Here is a 17811-nt window from a genome sequence, read left to right as displayed (position 1 = left end):
ATTGATGTCACCGCGGCAGCGGGGTTACACCGCATGTCAATCTTTATGAAGTCTGAGAGGCAGCAGGTTTATCAGCCTTCTGTAAAAATCCATCATCCGGAGTTGAGATGAAATTTTCAAAACTGTTGTACCTTGTATTGGTTACTGCGCTGGCAGTCGCTCCGTTCGGCACCCGTGCCGACGACACCGATATTTTCAATCAGCCGCCAGGGGTAACGCCGCCAGCGCCGAACATCATTTTCATTTTGGATAATACGGCCAACTGGTCGAAAGCCTCGCAAAAGTGGGTGGGCTCATCAACCCAGGGAGACGCTGAACTTCTTGCCATCAAGAACTTTGTCGCAGGCCTTAGCCAGCCAGCCAATGTGGGCCTGATGATGTTTGACGCCAGCACGAAAGATGGCGGTTACGTGCGGTACGGGGTGCGCAACATGAGCGTGTCAGCCAACAATTTGGCGTTACAGAGCATCGTTTCCAATATAAGCGTCAACTCATCCAGCGAAAAGGTTAACCAGGCATCCGGCGATTACGCCAACACATTGTATGAGGCCTGGCTATACCTCAAAGGTTCGGCAAGCTGGGCCGGGATGGCGGGCAACGCCGATTATTCGGGCAACACTGGCCTGACGCCTGCAGGAAAATTGTTAACGAGTGGATTTGCTTATCAAGGCTCTGCCAACGGTTCTACTTATAACAGTCCGATCGCCGCTGCCGGGTGCGCGAAAACCTACATCATTTTTATCGGCAATAACCGCCAGGGCCAATTGCCTCCGACGCCAGGCGCCAGTGACCCGGCAGCAACGACCCTGACAACCTATCACTACACATCCACCCCCGATGTGCAATCTGCCTGGGCGCGGTTCCTCCATTTGCGACCGGATTTAACTGCTGGCAGTGCTGCCGCCGCGAATGGATCGGTGACCACCTTCACCATTGACGCGTACAACGCCCAACAGAACACCGCATTCACGGCGATGATGAAAAACATGGCTAAGAACGGCGGCGGGCAGTATTATCAGGCGGGCAGCGATACCGCTCTTGCCATCGCTTTGCAAAATATCGGGGCCCAGATTCAGGCGGTGAACTCGGTATTTGCGTCAGCCTCGCTGCCGGTGTCGGCAAGCGTACGCGGCACCTATCTGAACCAGGTTTATCTTGGCATGTTCCGCCCCGACGCGCTGGCTGCCCCGAACTGGGTTGGCAATCTAAAACAGTACCAACTTGGCGTCGATACCGCGACCACCCCTCCCTCTTTGTACCTTACAGATAGTGTCGGCGCGGCATCGGAAAACATGAGCACCGGATTCATCAATCCCAGTGCGGTCGGCTTTTGGACAAAGGCTTCAACATTCTGGAATTCTTCGTACTATGTAAACTCGCAAGGTGTCGGTGGCAATTCGGACTCGCCGGATGGCGACCTGGTGGAAAAAGGCGGTACAGCGCAATCTTTACGCACCACCTACCCGACCAGCCAGGCTACACGCAACATCTACACTTGCACTGGCACATGCACGAGCGGATCATCGTTATCCTCCACGCCTTTTAGTACCAGCAATCTATCAATTACAAACGCCGTACTCGGTGCATCGAGTACGGCTGATCATGATGCCATCATCAACTGGGTGCGCGGGGGAAACACCCAACTGGACGACAACCCGGATGCTGCTGCCACCACCGCATACATTCGCGGTTTCGCCCATGGCGACGTGCTGCACTCCCGTCCGGCAGTGGTGAACTACAACCGTACCGCCGACGATATCATGCTTTTTTATGGTTCTAACGACGGTATCCTGCATGCGGTCAAGGGCGGTCAGGACACCACCAACAACGACGGCAACGAGCAGTGGGGCTTCATCGCTTCCGAACATTTTCCGCAGTTTAAGCGGATGCGCGATCATTCTCCGGTGATTTCGACGACCAACACCAAGCCCTATTTCATGGACGGTTCAGCGACTGTTTACACTTATTCATCTGCCAACGATGGCAAGATTGACTATACCCGGGGCGACAAGGCGTACTTGTTTATTACGATGCGACGCGGTGGTCGCTTCATTTATGCGCTCGACGTCAGTAACCCGGTGGCGCCAAAATTCTTGTGGAAGCATAGTAGCAGCGACGCTGGTTTCAGTGAACTGGGCGAGTCCTGGTCGGATATGAGGGTAGCCAAGCTGCGCTATCAAACCAATCCGGTCCTGATTTTTGGTATGGGTAACGACCCTGCAGCGAATAACCCAACGGTTCAAGGCACCGCGACCATGGGCCGCGGCGTCATGGTACTTGATGCGACAACGGGCTCTCCGATTTGGCAAGCAGGTCCTTCGGCATCAGGTGCGACATTCAACCAGACGGTCGGCGGCATGATTTATGCCATCTCCGCCAACGTCGCGTTATACGACTCTAATGGCGACGGCAAAATTGACCGTATTTATGCGGCTGACACCGGTGCCAACATCTGGCGTATTAATGTCAACGATGCTACGCCATCCAACTGGACCGTTACTAAGCTGGCTACGCTGGGCGGCATCGGCGCGAATGCGCGTAAGTTTCTCTATGCACCGGATATCGTTGCCGCGACTGCCACCAATAGCTCCGACTCACTATTGATTGGATCCGGCGATCGCGAGCATCCGTTCGACACCGCGATCCAGAACCGCTATTACATGATTCAGGATAATCACAGCCTCAATGCGGTGCAAACAGTCCCGATTATTGAAGGCGTGGCTGGCGCAACTACCGGTGTCTCAGGTCAGCTATATGACACTACAGCCAATCTGGTACAGGTCGGCACCTCCACCCAGATAGCCGCTGCGAAGACAGCTTTATCCACGGCGAGTGGGTGGTATGTCACGCTGGGATCGGGCGAGAAAGTTGTGAGCGGCTCGACCACATTGGCCGGAACTGTCATCTTTGCCACCAACACGCCCGCTACAGCCGCCACCAACATATGCACCGGAAACTTGGGTGAGGCGCGCATCTATTTGCTGAATTATCTTAATGGTGCAGCAACCTTTGACGTCAACCAAAGCGGCACTCTGACGACCAGCGATCGCTACGAGGTGCGCGCTGGCGGAGGCTACCCGCCGACGCCGGTCCCGATTTCGGTCACGATAGGCGGCAAAACCTATCAGTCCGCCATTACCGGTACTAAAGTAATTTCACCACCTAGCCTTGTTATAGGCCGTCGATATCGAACTTATTGGCAAAGACTCATAGATTAAGCGCGGCTACCCGCTTTAAAAATCGCGCCGGCCTGCCTTCCAGCCTATTGCAATCGGAAATTAGTACTGTAGCAATGTCGGCCTTGATTTCGTCCAGCGCGCTCAACCAAGGGCCGATCATGCGCTTGGTGCTGGCAGCGTGCCGGGCCGCACCCTCAACATCTGGTTTTTTGACGAAGTCAACGCTTTGCACGCAATTGAAGGTCGTTTTTGTGATCGTGTCTGCGGCAATCACTGCCAACGACAGTGTGCCGACTGAAGCCCCGATGCTGGGCGATGTGCCCGCGCTCAGCACCTAGGTCAGTTTTATTCACCGCCTCCGTATTCCGCTTTACTTAACCGTCCAAATATCTGCCTCGCCTAATCCCCGTCCAGCACCGTGGTCATCTCCCGCAACGCTGCGTGGACCTCGGGATACCGCAAGCGAACGCCTAATTCAGCTTTAATGCGCCCGTTTTGCATTCGGCGGGATTCTGACATAAACGATAACAACATCGGTGATACTTGCTGCGTTAACTGTTCTCGAGGCAAGCGCGGCGCAAGGGGCAAACCAAATGCCGTCGCCACTGCGTCAAAATAATCCCCCATCTTCATTTCCGAATCATCTACAGCGTGATACACCCTGGACGGCGCACCCTTGAAAATAGCCGCAAATATTATCTGCGCCAGATCATCCGCGTGAATATGGTTGGTATAAACATCGTCTTCCGGCCGCAGGGCCGGAGTGCCCTTTATCAATCGCTCGACAGGTAAGCGATCATCAGCGTAAATTCCGGGTACCCGCAGTATCGAAAGTCGCCCTGAACGGCGCCTGGCCCATGCGCGCAAAACCTGTTCCGCATCGACGCGACGTTGCGCCCGCGCATTATGCGGGTTTACCGCACGGGTCTCGTCAATCGATACTCCGCCGCAATCGCCATACACACCGCTCGTACTAATATAAACAAGCGTCGTATGCTCGGGTAAAATAGCCGCCAGATTGCGCGTTCGTTGATCTTTGTTTCCGTGCGGTTGGGGTGGTGCCAAATGCACTACAATTTGCGCAAGTTGACCCAAACGGCCCAACGTATGCGGGTGATCGAGGTCAGCCAGCACAGGCTGCGCCCCGGCATCGCGCAATTCGGCACAACGGGAGGCCTGACTGCTGACAGCAAACACCCGGAACCGTCGTTGCAACAGCGGCAACAAACGCATGCCGACATCGCCACATCCGAATATCAGTAGCCGCGGCTTACCGAACCTAGCGGAAGAGGCTAATTTACCCGCCGAATTTTGTAATAAATTTTTCATAATAAGTTTGCATAATTAATTTTATAGTCAGGATTGTATGAGTTTTCAGGTAACGGTTCAGCCAAGCGGTCGCCAATTCGCTTGCGACGAGGGCGAAACGATTTTAAATGCCGCAATACGGGCTGGCGTAGGCTTGCCTTACGGCTGCAAAAATGGGGCCTGCAGCTCCTGCAAAGGCAAGTTAATTTCCGGCAACATCACCCATGGCGCGCATCAGGAAAAAGCCTTACCTGTCACCGAAGAAGCGCTCGGGCTTTCGCTATTTTGCTGTGCCACGCCGCATTCTGATGTAACTATCGAAGCGCGCGAAGTAGCGGGCGTCGGCGAGTTTCCGGTCCGAAAGATGCCATCGCGCATTGCTAAAATTGAAAAAGTTGCCGATGATGTTGTCATCATCTCGCTCCAGTTACCAGCAACCGAGCGCCTACAATATCTTGCAGGCCAGTATATCGAATTCATGCTACGCGATGGCAAACGTCGTAGTTATAGTATGGCAAACGCACCGCACAAAGATGCGCAAATTTCGGTCCACATCCGACATATGCCGGGGGGTTTGTTTACTGATCAGGTATTTTCAACATTAAAGGAACGCGACATCTTGCGTTTTGAAGGCCCTTTAGGCACCTTCTTTTTACGCGAAGATTCCGCCAAGCCGGTCGTATTACTGGCATCGGGGACCGGATTTGCGCCTATCAAAGCCATCATTGAGCAAATGATACACAATGAATCTGGACGCGCCATGACATTATATTGGGGCGGTCGCCGTCCTCAGGACCTGTATATGCACGCTTTATGCGAAGAGTGGGCACGCACTATTCCCGCATTTACCTACGTCCCCGTGATATCCAACGCGCATGCGGACGATCACTGGGACGGCCGCAACGGATTTGTGCACCAAGCCGTACTGACGGATTTCCCAGATTTATCGGCTTATCAGGTCTACGCATGCGGCGCACCGATAGTGGTAGATTCAGCCAAGCGTGATTTCGTCAACTTATGCCACTTACCGGCAGAAGAGTTTTACGCGGACGCTTTTACCTCGGAAGCCGATCTAGCCTGAAATATGGCTTGAAATATCGCTTGAACAGGGCTTCAAATAGGACTTAAAACGTGGCTGGATCATTCTTGTCGGAAGCTGTTGCGTTAAGAAGTGCTGCTTGACAAAAAAGTGAATCCATCAGGTCCTGATTACATCTCGTTACATTTATATGGTTTTTGCGTAATCCTATCTGTTAATCTTTAGCGCCTCTTTAGCGCCTTTACCCGGAGCCCGACCATGGAATTCAACCAATTTGCCGTCAACGATTTGATGTATATCACTAACCGCCCGCCCCTGGTTTTTACCGAAGGTAGCGGCATGTGGATGACAGATCATAACGGCAAACGCTATTTGGATTACTTGCAAGGCTGGGCTGTCAATGCATTGGGGCACGCGCCGCAATGCATTCAGGACGCACTAGTCGCGCAATCTAAAAAGATACTTAATCCGTCACCGGCTTTTTATAACGCGCCATCAATCGAATTGGCGTCTCTGCTGACCGCCAATTCCTGCTTTGACCGCGTGTTTTTTGCCAACAGCGGCGCAGAAGCCAACGAAGGTGCGATCAAACTAGCACGTAAATGGGGCAAAAAAAATCCCAACAAAGCGGGCCAGAATCGGTTTGAGATTATTACTTTCGATCACAGTTTTCATGGCCGTACATTGGCGACAATGTCAGCCAGTGGCAAGCCCGGTTGGGACACTATTTTTGCGCCGCAAGTACCGGGCTTTCCTAAGGCCGACCTCAACGACCTCGCCAGCGTCGAGAGTCAGATCAACGAGCGCACTGTGGCAGTAATGCTGGAGCCGGTACAAGGCGAAGGCGGCGTCATCCCGGCGACACGTGAATTCATGCAAGGGCTGCGCGCCCTGACTGAAAAACATAACCTGTTGTTGATCGTGGACGAAGTACAGTCAGGTATGGGCCGTACCGGCAAGTTGTTTGCGTACCAGTTATCGGATATTACGCCGGACATCATGACGTTAGGCAAAGGCATCGGTGGCGGCGTGCCGTTAGCGGCCCTGTTGGCGCGCGAAGACGTGGCCTGCTTCGAACCCGGCGATCAGGGCGGCACCTATAATGGCAATCCATTGATGACGGCGGTCGGTAGCGCAGTCTTGAAGACATTACTGGCACTCGGCTTCATGCAATCGGTCAATGACAAAGGCGCCTATTTAAGCGCAGAACTGCTCAAGCTGTCGGCGCAATATGGGCTAGATGGCGAGCGTGGTGAGGGCTTGCTCCGCGCGTTAAAGTTAGGTAAAAACATCGGTCCGCAAATCGTCGATATAGCACGTGACATGCATCCGGTCGGCCTACTGTTAAACTCGCCACGTCCAGATTTGTTGCGCTTTATGCCGGCGCTAAACGTCACCGTCGCCGAAATCGATCAAATGATCACGATGTTGTCGGCGGTACTAGATCAGGTTATCAATCATTCGGCAGCATCGAAACTGGCATAGTCCGAGCTTAGTCCAAGCTTAATAGCAAGCCAGCTAGGCGGTCCGCACGCCATTAATCGAATGTTGTGGAGCGAGAGTTTTAGAGCAACTTATGAATTTGTTGATAGTTAAAAGGGTTCTCGTGAGTTGTTGCGCGCTGATATTGGTGGCTTGTAGCACGGGCGGGGATAACATTCGTAAAACGGCACCGGTCAGCGGTGCCTATATGAATTCGCACGTTCCGCCGAGCGCAACCGGCAACGAAATCGTCTTTTATTCATTGGGACTGATTGATACTAATTACCGCTTCGGTGGCAAAAACCCCGAGGCGGGACTGGATTGCAGCGGCATGGTGAGTTATGTCTTTAAACAAGCCGTTGGACTCAATGTAAACGGCAGTGCCGCGATGATCGCGCAGCAGGGCCGTGAAGTCCCGGTAAGCGAATTGCGTCCAGGTGATTTGGTATTCTTCAATACGATGAACAAACCGTTTTCACATGTCGGCATTTATATTGGCGACGGCCGTTTCATCAACGCGCCGTCCACCAATGGCAAAGTCAGAATTGATCGACTTGAGACAAAATACTATGCGCAGCGCTTTGAGTCTGTGCGTCGGTATTTCGACTAAGGTTGTGTGAGATCGACTTAAGCGTGCGTTATACGACAGGTGTCAACACCGCCAGGCCAGCAAAATGCCGCTCCGCATTTTCCAAAAACAGGTCCACCGTGGCATCTACCGATTCTGGCGACCAACCTGCAACGTGCGGCGTCAACACCACATTAGGCAGATGCATCAGCTGCTGCGGTGGCGCTGGCTCACTTTCGTAAACGTCGAGGCCAGCCGCGGCGATCCCCTGCCGCCGTAAAGCCTGGGACAAGGCCTCTGTATCCACCACACTTCCGCGCGCAATATTCACGAGCACGCCAGTTGGTCCCAATGCATCGAGCACTGCCGCGTTCACTATATGGCGCGTGCCGGGACCGCCCGGGGTGGCGACTACCAAAAAGTCCGCCCATTGCGCCAGTCCCAGTAAGGAATCGAAATAGGTAAATGGGCAATCCTGGCGGGCAGAACGGCTGTGATAACCGATTTCCATGTCGAACCCTAGCGCACGCTTAGCAATTTGCTGACCGATCGTACCGAGGCCTAATATTCCCAGTCGTTTAAAAGAGACGTTAGCAGGCAACGGCAATGCGGTGCGCCAGATGCCCTGGTGTAACGCCACGCCCAGCTGTGGAATTCCGCGCACCGCCGATAACAGCAATCCCATCGCATGGTCAGCAACACAGGCATCGTTGGTTCCGGCACCATTAGAGACTACGATGTTGCGCGCACGGGCGGCTCCAGTGTCAATTTCCTCATATCCTGCACCCAGCGCACAGATCAGTGTCAAGTTGGGCATGAGGGCCATTTCTTCCGCTTTTAAGCCTACGCTGCCTATGGTTAATACCGCCTGAACTTGTGCGCCGTTGCTGGCGATTTCTGCACTCCTTTGCGCTGGCCGGGGCGCATACAGAACGTTGTAAGCTTGCCGAATCTGCTCCAGATGTTGATCGGAAAAATCACTGAGAATAAGCAGGGTAGGCTTCATGATAGCGAGATGGTTGATACGTTGAAGGAAGTCAGTATGTTACTGGTCATTTGCCATATCTGCTTGCCGCCGCTCAACGGCATTTCGCCATACGGCAAGGATGCATAACCAAGGGAAAAGTAAAGTCGCTTTGCCCCTCCCAGGCTTGGCACGTCATTTACTCCAGCTTCAGACGATCCATAATTTGTGTAACGTTAAAGCGCATCATCGCCAGATAAGTCGGGGCGCTGCCGCCCACCTGTGACAAGGCATCGGCATACAATTTACCCCCCGGCTTGACACCGACTTCGGCGCTTATTTGCTGGAGTAGCTTTGGATTGCTCATATTTTCAAAGAAAAGCGCCTTGCTATGCTCTTCACGAATTTGTCGGATCAGCATTGCCACATCTTTGGCGCTTGGTTCGCTTTCAGTTGAGACGCCTTGGGGCGCAAGAAAACGCACCTTAAAATGTGCACCGAAATATTCAAACGCATCGTGCGAAGTAATGACATTGCGACGTGCGTCGGCTATCTGTGCAAACTGCGCTTGTGCCCAACTGTCTAAAGCGAGTAGCGCCTGAATGTAGGCGTCACCATTATTTTTATACGCGACAGCATTGGCAGGATCTGCTTTGCTCAATGCCGTGACAATATTGCGCGTGTAGATCATCACGTTAGTCGGATCCTGCCACGCATGCGGGTCCAGACGATGCGCGGCGTGATCAGCATCCGACCCGCCCTCCTCCTTACGATGACGGGTATGAATGCCGTCGCTGACCACGACCAATGTACCCTTGTAATTAGCCGCATCGGTCAGGCGCTCAAGCCAGCCTTCAAAACCAAGCCCGTTGATCACCACAACCTTGGCGCTGGCTAACGTTCTGACGTCCTTTGGTGTCGGCGCATACACATGCGCGTCCTCGTCCGGCCCGACCAGCGTCGAGATCACGATATGATCGCGGCCGACATTGGCGACGATATCGCTCAGGATGCTAAAGCTTACGACTACCGGCATTTTGGTTGCTGCGTCAGCGCTACCGTTGACCAGGATTAATGCGGCGACAGCCATCGTTATCGATAGAACTTGCTTAAAACGCGTCATGCGTCACTCCTTAGAGATTAAACTCGGGACAAAAAGAATATTATGCATTTGAGCGGGCGCTGTTGTGCCCATTACCCACATTGGGAGCGCTAGGCCGAGGCTCCGGTGCAGACTTACGTCACGCTTTACGTGTCTCAACAAATCAGCTTGCGCAGATTGTGGGTACACACACAACGGACGTGATTGCAGGTCGCCGGTGAGCAATTAGCGGCGACGAACCGTCAGGCCAACCGATGCGGTCGCTTCCATAATTTAGACAACCAACCGCGCGGTGCGATCAGCAGAGAGATCACATACAATCCGCCGGCGCAAACAATAATGGTCGGCCCAGAAGGTGTCGAGGTGTAATACGAGAGTAAAAGACCGATGTATCCGGCAGCGGCAGCTTGTAGCGCGCTATTGAGCAGTTGTGCAGGCAAAGTGTCATGCCATAGACGGGCAGATACCGCTGGCAGCATCATCAGCCCCACTGCCATCAGCGTTCCCAGCGTTTGGAAAGAGGCTACCAGATTGAGCACTACCAGCATCAGAAATAACTGCTGAAATAACGCACCCCTCGCGCCTTTGACGCCGCAAGCGGCCAGGAATGAGGCATCGAAACTCTCTAACACGAGGCCGCGATACATCATGGCACCAACGACCAGACTGACGGTTGTTACGCCTGCGACCAGGAACAGACCTTCGCGATCCACGCCCAGCACGTTACCAAAAAGAATGTGCAATAAATCCAGTTTGGAGCCATTGACAGATATCAGCATCACGCCCAGCGCCAACGCAATCAGGTAAATAGATGCAAGACTCGCATCCTCTTTTAAATCCGTGTGACGGCTGATCAACGCGGCAATCGCGACCACAATCACACCTGCCAAAAAGCCGCCGATACTTAACGCTGGCAACGACAAGCCAAACAACATAAAACCTACAGCAACGCCCGGCAACACCGCATGACTGAGCGCATCGCCAAACAGACTCATCCTGCGTAAGGTCAGCAAAACACCTAGCGGCGCACTGCTAAGCGCCAACGCAAGAATACCAATCAAGGCGCGTCGCATGAACGCGAACTCCTGGAACGGTGCTAACGCAAATTGATAAAGGGAGGATAGCCAATGTAACGAAATGAAGCTCATGCGGCAACCCCTGGCTGACAAAATGGCGCATTCGGATCCTGTGCTTCCGGCATGTTTTTAGCCAGTCGCAAGTGTGCCTCGGTCAGAACGTGCGCGGTATCGCCCCACGCGACCAGGCGTCGGGCCAGCAATACGGATTGCGGAAAATAACGGCGCACTTGCTCGTTATCGTGCAGCACAGCAATGACCGTGCGTTGCTGAGTGTGCCAGGTCTGAATGATAATCAGCAAATCTTCTGTCGTTTTGGCATCAACGGCGTTGAACGGCTCATCGAGCAATATCAACTCTGCGTCCTGCAACAAAATACGGGCAAATAGTACGCGCTGAAACTGACCAGCCGACAAACTTCCTATCGGGCGCTCTGCAAATCCATTCAAACCCACGGCGTGCAAGGCCGCATCGGCTTTTTCTGCCATTTCTTTGCTGATCCCACCGAACAAACCGGCACTTTGCCAGTAGCCAAGCAAAACACAATCCATCACGGAAATCGGAAAACCACGGTCAATCTCGGCCTGTTGCGGTAAATACGCAATGCGCTTGCGCGGCACACTGATATCAACGTGACCGCTATCGATACGCACCAATCCAAGCAAGCTCTTCAGCAACGTGCTTTTACCAGCGCCGTTCGGCCCAATAATTGCTGTCAATGAACCGGGGTCAAAGCTGCCGCTAATGTGATGCAACGCAGGATGCTGACGGTAAGCGACCGTCAGATTATGTACTGTCACTGCCGGCTTCATCCTGTCGCCCCAACCAATGCCCACCAGACACCTACCCAGAACAGGACGCAAACAGGCAGCACCAGCATGAGGCGGAACCAGGCCGAACGGGCTAGCATACTGCTACGCTTTTTAATAACAGGAGGCGAAATGATCGACATCTTGGCTTTACATTCACGGCAAGGTTGTTAACGATAAGTAACACGTAAAAAATCGAGCACAAATTAACGATTTACTGAATTCGATAGCGCTCCAAAGCACGACACGTCTAACCCGTCTAACCCGTCTAACGCGCCCGAAGCCTGCGCAATTTGTGATCGCTTTGTATTTTCCAGTTGCGGTACGAATACTCTGCCTCAAGCCAAGTTTAAAACTGTAGCACCAGACTTCAGCATATTGCAACATAGTTGCAGAAAGCGATTATAGTGCAACTAAGTTGCATTTGGTGATTTCTGATCTTCTGATTATTGTTTTATTTTCAGGTGTGCCACTAAGTCGCCACGTTTATCGGCACATCGGGTTGCCTGCTTCAAGCATAAAAGCGATGTTTTGAGCCGCGAGTTCAAATTCGGAACAGCAGCCACTCAAGAGTGTTCCAAAATAAAACAGCACCCGACTTTCATTTGTTACCGGACTATTCTGAAACGTCACGAGCCGTCGTCTACAAAATGGACAAGACCCAATACTGGCGTGGCGCTCCAGCGGTTTTAGTGGCAGAATTTAGCCACTGTTCCGGACCCTTAAAAGGATTGGCACGACCTTTGCAAACAGTAAGGGTGCCTGTTGCACTTTGGCCTACTGCCAACTTGGTAATTAATTAATTAAAACTCTTTCGGAGGACGACATGAATCTAGCAGACATCAGCAAACTAGGCATTAAAAATCCCTTTAAGCAACGCTACGATAATTTCATCGGTGGCAAATTTGTTCCACCGGTCAAGGGCGAGTACTTTGAAAACATTAGTCCGGTCCTCGGCAGAGCGTTCTGCGAAGTAGCCCGCTCCACTGCAGAAGACGTTGATCTGGCGCTAGACGCCGCCCATGCCGCCAAGCGCGCTTGGGGTCGCACATCACCAGCCGATCGCGCCAACATTTTGCTTAAAATCGCAGATCGCATGGAAGCCAATCTTGAGACGCTGGCCATTGCAGAAACCATTGACAATGGCAAGCCATTGCGTGAAACAACGCTAGCCGACATCCCACTGGCAATTGATCATTTCCGCTATTTTGCCGGTTGCATCCGCGCACAAGAAGGCACGGTTTCTACCATCGATGCTGAAACTTACGCCTATCATTTCCATGAGCCTTTGGGCGTTGTAGGTCAAATCATTCCGTGGAACTTCCCGATTCTGATGGCTGTCTGGAAAATGGCACCAGCGTTGGCGGCGGGCAATTGCATCGTCCTCAAACCAGCGGAGCAAACGCCTGCTTCGATCATGGTCTGGATTGAATTAGTGCAAGATCTGCTGCCGCCAGGCGTCCTGAACATCGTCCAGGGCTTCGGTCTGGAAGCCGGTAAGCCGCTGGCATCCAGCAAGCGCATCGCCAAGATCGCATTTACGGGCGAAACAACCACCGGTCGTTTGATCATGCAATACGCATCGCAAAACATCATCCCGGTTACATTGGAACTAGGTGGCAAATCGCCTAACATCTTCTTTGCCGATGTCATGGATCAGGACGATGCATTCTTTGACAAATGCCTGGAAGGTTTTGCCATGTTCGCCCTGAATCAAGGCGAAGTGTGCACTTGCCCATCCCGTGCGTTGATTCAAGAATCAATCTACGAGCGCTTCATCGAGCGCGCATTGAAACGCGTGAAAGCCATCAAGCAAGGCAATCCGCTAGAAATGAGCACCATGATCGGCGCGCAAGCATCGCTGGAACAACTGGAAAAAATCCTGTCGTACATCGACATCGGTAAACAAGAAGGCGCTAAATTGCTGACCGGCGGCGCACGCACGCAACAAAGCGGCGACCTCAGCACTGGCTATTACATGGAACCAACAGTGTTCGAAGGTAATAACAAAATGCGCATCTTCCAGGAAGAAATTTTTGGACCAGTGCTGTCAGTAACAACGTTCAAGGATGAAGAAGAAGCTCTGGAAATTGCGAACGACACGCTGTACGGTTTGGGCGCAGGATTGTGGACACGCGATGGCTCACGTGCCTTCCGCATGGGTCGCGAGATTCAGGCTGGTCGCGTATGGACCAACTGTTATCACCTGTACCCTGCTCACGCGGCATTTGGTGGCTACAAGCAATCGGGTATCGGTCGCGAAAACCACAAAATGATGTTGGATCACTATCAACAAACCAAGAACTTGCTGGTGAGTTATAGCCCTAACGCTTTAGGCTTTTTCTAAGAACCTGTTCAAGGTTAACTTGTAACTTGTAAAACAAACTCTGCACTACCATCAGGTGGCGCAGAGTTTTACCTATTTACGGAAGGCTTTTATGTCTGCCACTATTACTATTCCCGCCCGCGTTACCGCCACTGAAGCGACCCTGGAACTGCTACAAACGCTACGAAAAAAGCATGGTCCGCTCATGTTTTTTCAATCCGGCGGTTGCTGCGATGGCAGTGCGCCCATGTGTTACGCTCGCGGCGATTTTCAGGTCGGCGATGCAGATGTTTATTTGGGTGATCTGGATGGCGAACCATTTTATATTGGCTCTGAGCAATTTGAATATTGGAAACACACCCAATTAATCATTGATGTCGTCAATGGCAACGGCGGCATGTTTTCGTTAGACAATGGATCAGGCCGCCGCTTTTTGACGCGCTCCCGATTGTTTAGCGATGAAGAATACAATGAGTTGGCGAAACTACCGCAATTACTGGGACCACAAGGCGGCGCTTAATGCAATGTGAGCTCCCCTTTATCGGTCAGCGCTGACACGCCCTGATCGATAATATTTAGTTCTTCGATGATCTCCTCCGTGCGCTATCAGCGCCTGTCCCGGCACCTCTGCGTACGTCCTGCCCATCCGATGCAAATGTAGATTATTCTTATAGCTTGGGCAAAGATTCGCATGGCAAGATGTGAGGCCTGTGCGTTACCGGATGGCCGCATCCTCCAGGTGGTCGGACGACGACAATAAGCGCAAATGATTAGCGCAGAAAGTAAGTGCGTCCGTCGGTTTTTCCATGAACGGTAGTTTTGTTTTTTAAGATACAAAAACAGGGCGGCATATGCACCATCCACCTGTCCAGTTCAGCCATGCGGTAGGCACTAAAACCTACCAATTTCGCGATCTGAAAGACCTGATGGCGAAAGCCACGCCTGCTCGCTCGGGTGACTTTCTGGCAGGCACCGCAGCCGCTAGCGCAGAAGAGCGTGTCGCTGCTCAAATGAGGTTGGCCGCGCTGCCATTGATCACGTTTTTGAACAACGTACTGATCGCTTATGAAACCGACGAGGTCACGCGCCTGATCATCGATGACCATGATGCGTCAGCCTTCGCCCATATCCGGCATTTGACAGTCGGTGACTTCCGCAACTGGTTACTTAGCGATCAAGTGGATGAATTGATCCTCGCCATGATCCTCCTCGGAATTACTCCTGAAATGGCGGCGGTGGCTTCAAAAATAATGCGCAACCAGGACCTGATCCTTGTCGCAAAAAAATGTCGCCTGGTTACTTGCTTCCGCAACACCATCGGACTTGCCAATCGCCTCTCGACGCGCCTGCAGCCCAACCATCCTACCGACGACGACACCGGCATTGCCGCCAGCATTTTGGATGGCTTAATGTACGGCAGCGGCGATGCAGTCATCGGCATCAATCCGGCCACCGATAACGTGCAACAGGTGATTAAACTCAACACCCTGCTGGATCAAATTATCCAGCAGTATCAGATACCCACACAGTCTTGCGTACTCACGCATGTGACCAATACGCTGGAAGCAATCAACCGTGGCGCGCCGGTTCCGCGCTATCTATTTATGAGAATGAATCCATTGGTTATTTTCCAACTAGAGGAAATACCTTAACTTTGCCCTATTTAGCCCAAACTAAGAATCTTCCTACTGCTTTTTCGACGTAACACGTTTAGAATTCCCTCATTGTTTTCCACCGCCGCGATGTCACCACATCGCTCTCACGCTTAAATTCTAAGCTTAATTCCCAAGCTTAAGTGTCACGCTTATTAGCGGAAGGTTTGCCAGGTCCTGCAGTCGAGCAGTTTGCGCGTATTCCAGCGCTATTCCAACACGCTTGCAATAGAAGCAATCCAGCGTTCTGATGTTTATAGCACTGTGGATATGTTGGACGAAGTTCAAAAAGTGACGCCCCCCGATTCAAAATAAGCAAAATAACCTTTTAAACCATGATCAACTTCAGCACTGCCGAACAACGAAAAAAACACATCAACTACGCGCTGATGCTTGCCGCCACGATGGGTATCAGCGCTTGCAGCACACCTCAAGTTATCAGCCACTTACCGCCAAATACACTTCCTTTTTTTGTTCCTACGCCGTCGAGCGCAGTGCCAATGGCCTGTGCAAATCATACGGACGGTTATATACATTCCTATGGCGTACAGGAACCGCTCACCATGGCAAAAAGCATCATTTATGCGCTCAACTGCCAGCCGCATGAAATGGGAAATGGACTCGTCGCTGCCGGTTTCACACTACCCGATCAATGGCGACCAGGGATGAAGGTCAAAGTCCGCTGGAATCGCCCGATCAGAGGCGAGGACAACTGGATAGAAAAAATCACGGCAATCCGGTGGTACGACACACCAGAAACATTATTCGTCCACTTTTTTGCCAACGATGAAGTACGGGTGCTATCAGCCTTCGCGTTCCCCGGGCCACACCATCCGATCCCTATGAATCTTAAAATTGCCCCACCGGAGGAAGAGTAAATGAACACGCTAGTGAAATCCGCACCACAGGTTATTTCCGATAATGTCGAGCAAGAAATGACGCCAAGTTACGCCGAAATTTGTGAGCTAATACGTAAAGAAGCGCGCCCCACCAGAAACATTCCATGGTGCCAGCAGTACATCAATATTGGCGTATTTTTTGACGGCACCGACAACAACCGAATTCGCGATGAACCGTTAAAGAGTCACACCAATATCGTCAAGTTATTTAATGCCCATAAAAGTGTCGACGGACAAGGATGGTTAAAAGTACCGGGACACTACCGGATCTATGTACCGGGCCTCGGTACGCGCTTCCCCGAAAACCGCGAATGGCGCGAAACCATGGAAGGCAAAGCCTTTGGCAAAGGTGGGCAAGCGCGAATTTTGTATGCGCTTCTCGAAGTCTACAATGCAGTCCATCGCGTATTTAACGAAAATCGGCCAATGTTTAACCTTAAGGACATCGCCGCCAAACTACAACAATACACGCAAGACATCGACACCGGCGATCCGCTCCGTGATGCCCATGCACCGCGCCCCGACCGCCGCAGCTGGTTTAGCGCACTTAGCAAAGAACTGGATACTTCTCTGCGCGAGGCCCGGACGAAACGCCCGTTACCACAAATCCCGCTGATTAGTCTTTCGGTCTTCGGTTTCTCACGCGGCGCGACGCTGGCACGCGCGTTTTGTTACTGGTTTAATGACTTGCTGGTGAAGGATAAAACCTTTGCCGGCATGCCCGCCCGCATTGAATTTTTAGGCCTGTTCGAATGCGTGGCAAGTGTCGGGATGTCGCAGTCCGCTGCCGAAACTACGCCGGCATTCTGGGCCGATGGGCATTGGGACTGGGCCAGAGAAACGCTGCAACCGTTGCCCGACTGCGTCCGGCAAACCGTGCATTACGTCGCCGCCCATGAACAGCGCCGTAACTTTCCCGTCACACGGGTCACAGGAAATAACGTGACCGAAGTCGTCTATCCGGGGGTCCATGCCGATCTCGGTGGCGGTTACGCACCGGGCGACCATGGACGCGGTATCGAAAAGGATAAAGGTCTGGTAGGTATGCTGTTATCGCAAGTCGCATTAGCACATATGCATCGGGCCGCGACCAAAGCGGGGGTGCCACTGGCAGCCTATTGCATCATGGATGAACGCTTAAAAATTGACTGCGCCATCCACTCCAAATTAGTCTACGCGTGGAACGACTATATGGCCGCCAGCTCCTTTAACGGCGACTATCACAGCATCATCCGCCAGCACATGACGTTGTATTACGCTTATCGGCGGCAGCGTCTGGGGAGTATGGAGCATTCGGTCGGATATTACCGCGCAACGCCGCAAGAACAACACAATATCAAGAGTTATAACGATTTACTGCGCGGCGATGTGGCGATACTGAAAGCGCGCGCGCAGTTAGCCAAAGAC

Annotated in this window: 14 protein-coding genes and 1 pseudogene; 10 read left to right on the top strand and 5 right to left on the bottom strand. The window is 52.4% G+C overall.

Annotated elements, in window-relative coordinates:
* Nucleotides 1–107 precede the first annotated feature (107 nt).
* Entirely contained in the window at nt 108–3218 is a 3111-nt protein-coding gene (locus tag HAV38_RS09375; RefSeq protein WP_168054762.1) for a pilus assembly protein, read from the top strand.
* 74 nt (nt 3219–3292) lie between these two features.
* Complete coding sequence (locus HAV38_RS09370) at nt 3293–3517, top strand: hypothetical protein (protein ID WP_168054760.1); 225 nt, start codon at nt 3293–3295, stop codon at nt 3515–3517.
* A gap of 61 nt (nt 3518–3578) precedes the next feature.
* On the opposite strand, the gene HAV38_RS09365 is transcribed toward HAV38_RS09370, so the two are convergent.
* The gene (locus HAV38_RS09365; protein ID WP_168054758.1) at nt 3579–4508 is read right to left on the bottom strand and encodes an SDR family oxidoreductase; all 930 of its coding nucleotides are present in this window, start codon (nt 4506–4508) and stop codon (nt 3579–3581) included.
* Between the two features lie 37 nt (nt 4509–4545).
* On the opposite strand from HAV38_RS09365, the gene HAV38_RS09360 reads away from it, so the two are divergent.
* From HAV38_RS09360 to HAV38_RS09350, 3 genes are all read left to right on the top strand, one after another.
* Complete coding sequence (locus tag HAV38_RS09360) at nt 4546–5568, top strand: CDP-6-deoxy-delta-3,4-glucoseen reductase (RefSeq protein ID WP_168054756.1); 1023 nt, start codon at nt 4546–4548, stop codon at nt 5566–5568.
* A 216-nt stretch (nt 5569–5784) separates the two neighbouring features.
* On the top strand, nt 5785–7011 hold the full coding sequence (locus HAV38_RS09355) for an acetylornithine transaminase (protein ID WP_168054754.1): 1227 nt from the start codon (nt 5785–5787) through the stop codon (nt 7009–7011).
* Between the two features lie 205 nt (nt 7012–7216).
* Nucleotides 7217–7618 carry a C40 family peptidase gene (locus HAV38_RS09350; protein ID WP_311734829.1) on the top strand — a complete coding sequence of 134 codons (402 nt, stop codon included), beginning with the start codon at nt 7217–7219 and terminating at the stop codon, nt 7616–7618.
* A gap of 28 nt (nt 7619–7646) precedes the next feature.
* On the opposite strand, the gene HAV38_RS09345 is transcribed toward HAV38_RS09350, so the two are convergent.
* The 4 genes from HAV38_RS09345 to HAV38_RS09330 all read right to left on the bottom strand — a co-directional run bounded on the left by HAV38_RS09345 (nt 7647) and on the right by HAV38_RS09330 (nt 11530).
* The gene (locus HAV38_RS09345) at nt 7647–8582 is read right to left on the bottom strand and encodes a 2-hydroxyacid dehydrogenase (RefSeq protein WP_168054750.1); all 936 of its coding nucleotides are present in this window, start codon (nt 8580–8582) and stop codon (nt 7647–7649) included.
* A gap of 157 nt (nt 8583–8739) precedes the next feature.
* Nucleotides 8740–9663 (bottom strand): metal ABC transporter substrate-binding protein, encoded by a 924-nt coding sequence (locus HAV38_RS09340; RefSeq protein WP_168054748.1) that lies wholly within the window; start codon nt 9661–9663, stop codon nt 8740–8742.
* A gap of 221 nt (nt 9664–9884) precedes the next feature.
* Nucleotides 9885–10790 carry a metal ABC transporter permease gene (locus HAV38_RS09335; protein WP_168054745.1) on the bottom strand — a complete coding sequence of 302 codons (906 nt, stop codon included), beginning with the start codon at nt 10788–10790 and terminating at the stop codon, nt 9885–9887.
* Nucleotides 10787–11530: a metal ABC transporter ATP-binding protein gene (locus HAV38_RS09330; RefSeq protein WP_168054743.1), complete on the bottom strand. Its 744-nt coding sequence runs from the start codon at nt 11528–11530 to the stop codon at nt 10787–10789. Before HAV38_RS09330 ends, HAV38_RS09335 begins: the two co-directional genes overlap by 4 nt.
* Before the next feature lie 823 nt (nt 11531–12353).
* On the opposite strand from HAV38_RS09330, the gene adh reads away from it, so the two are divergent.
* The 5 genes and pseudogenes from adh to HAV38_RS09305 all read left to right on the top strand — a co-directional run.
* Complete coding sequence (adh, locus tag HAV38_RS09325) at nt 12354–13874, top strand: aldehyde dehydrogenase (protein WP_168054741.1); 1521 nt, start codon at nt 12354–12356, stop codon at nt 13872–13874.
* A gap of 91 nt (nt 13875–13965) precedes the next feature.
* Nucleotides 13966–14373, top strand: coding sequence for a DUF779 domain-containing protein (locus HAV38_RS09320; protein ID WP_168054739.1), 408 nt, complete (start codon nt 13966–13968; stop codon nt 14371–14373).
* Between the two features lie 331 nt (nt 14374–14704).
* Nucleotides 14705–15442, top strand: a pseudogene (gene eutB / locus HAV38_RS09315) (ethanolamine ammonia-lyase subunit EutB); the annotation flags it as partial.
* Between the two features lie 398 nt (nt 15443–15840).
* Nucleotides 15841–16383 (top strand): DUF3304 domain-containing protein, encoded by a 543-nt coding sequence (locus HAV38_RS21885; RefSeq protein WP_168054735.1) that lies wholly within the window; start codon nt 15841–15843, stop codon nt 16381–16383.
* Nucleotides 16384–17811, top strand: a 1428-nt coding sequence (locus HAV38_RS09305; protein WP_168054733.1) for a T6SS phospholipase effector Tle1-like catalytic domain-containing protein, incomplete at its 3' end; no start/stop codon positions are given.

Source organism: Glaciimonas immobilis (assembly GCF_011947285.1).
GTDB lineage: Bacteria > Pseudomonadota > Gammaproteobacteria > Burkholderiales > Burkholderiaceae_D > Glaciimonas > Glaciimonas immobilis.
This window is presented reverse-complemented; position numbering and strand designations above follow the sequence as displayed.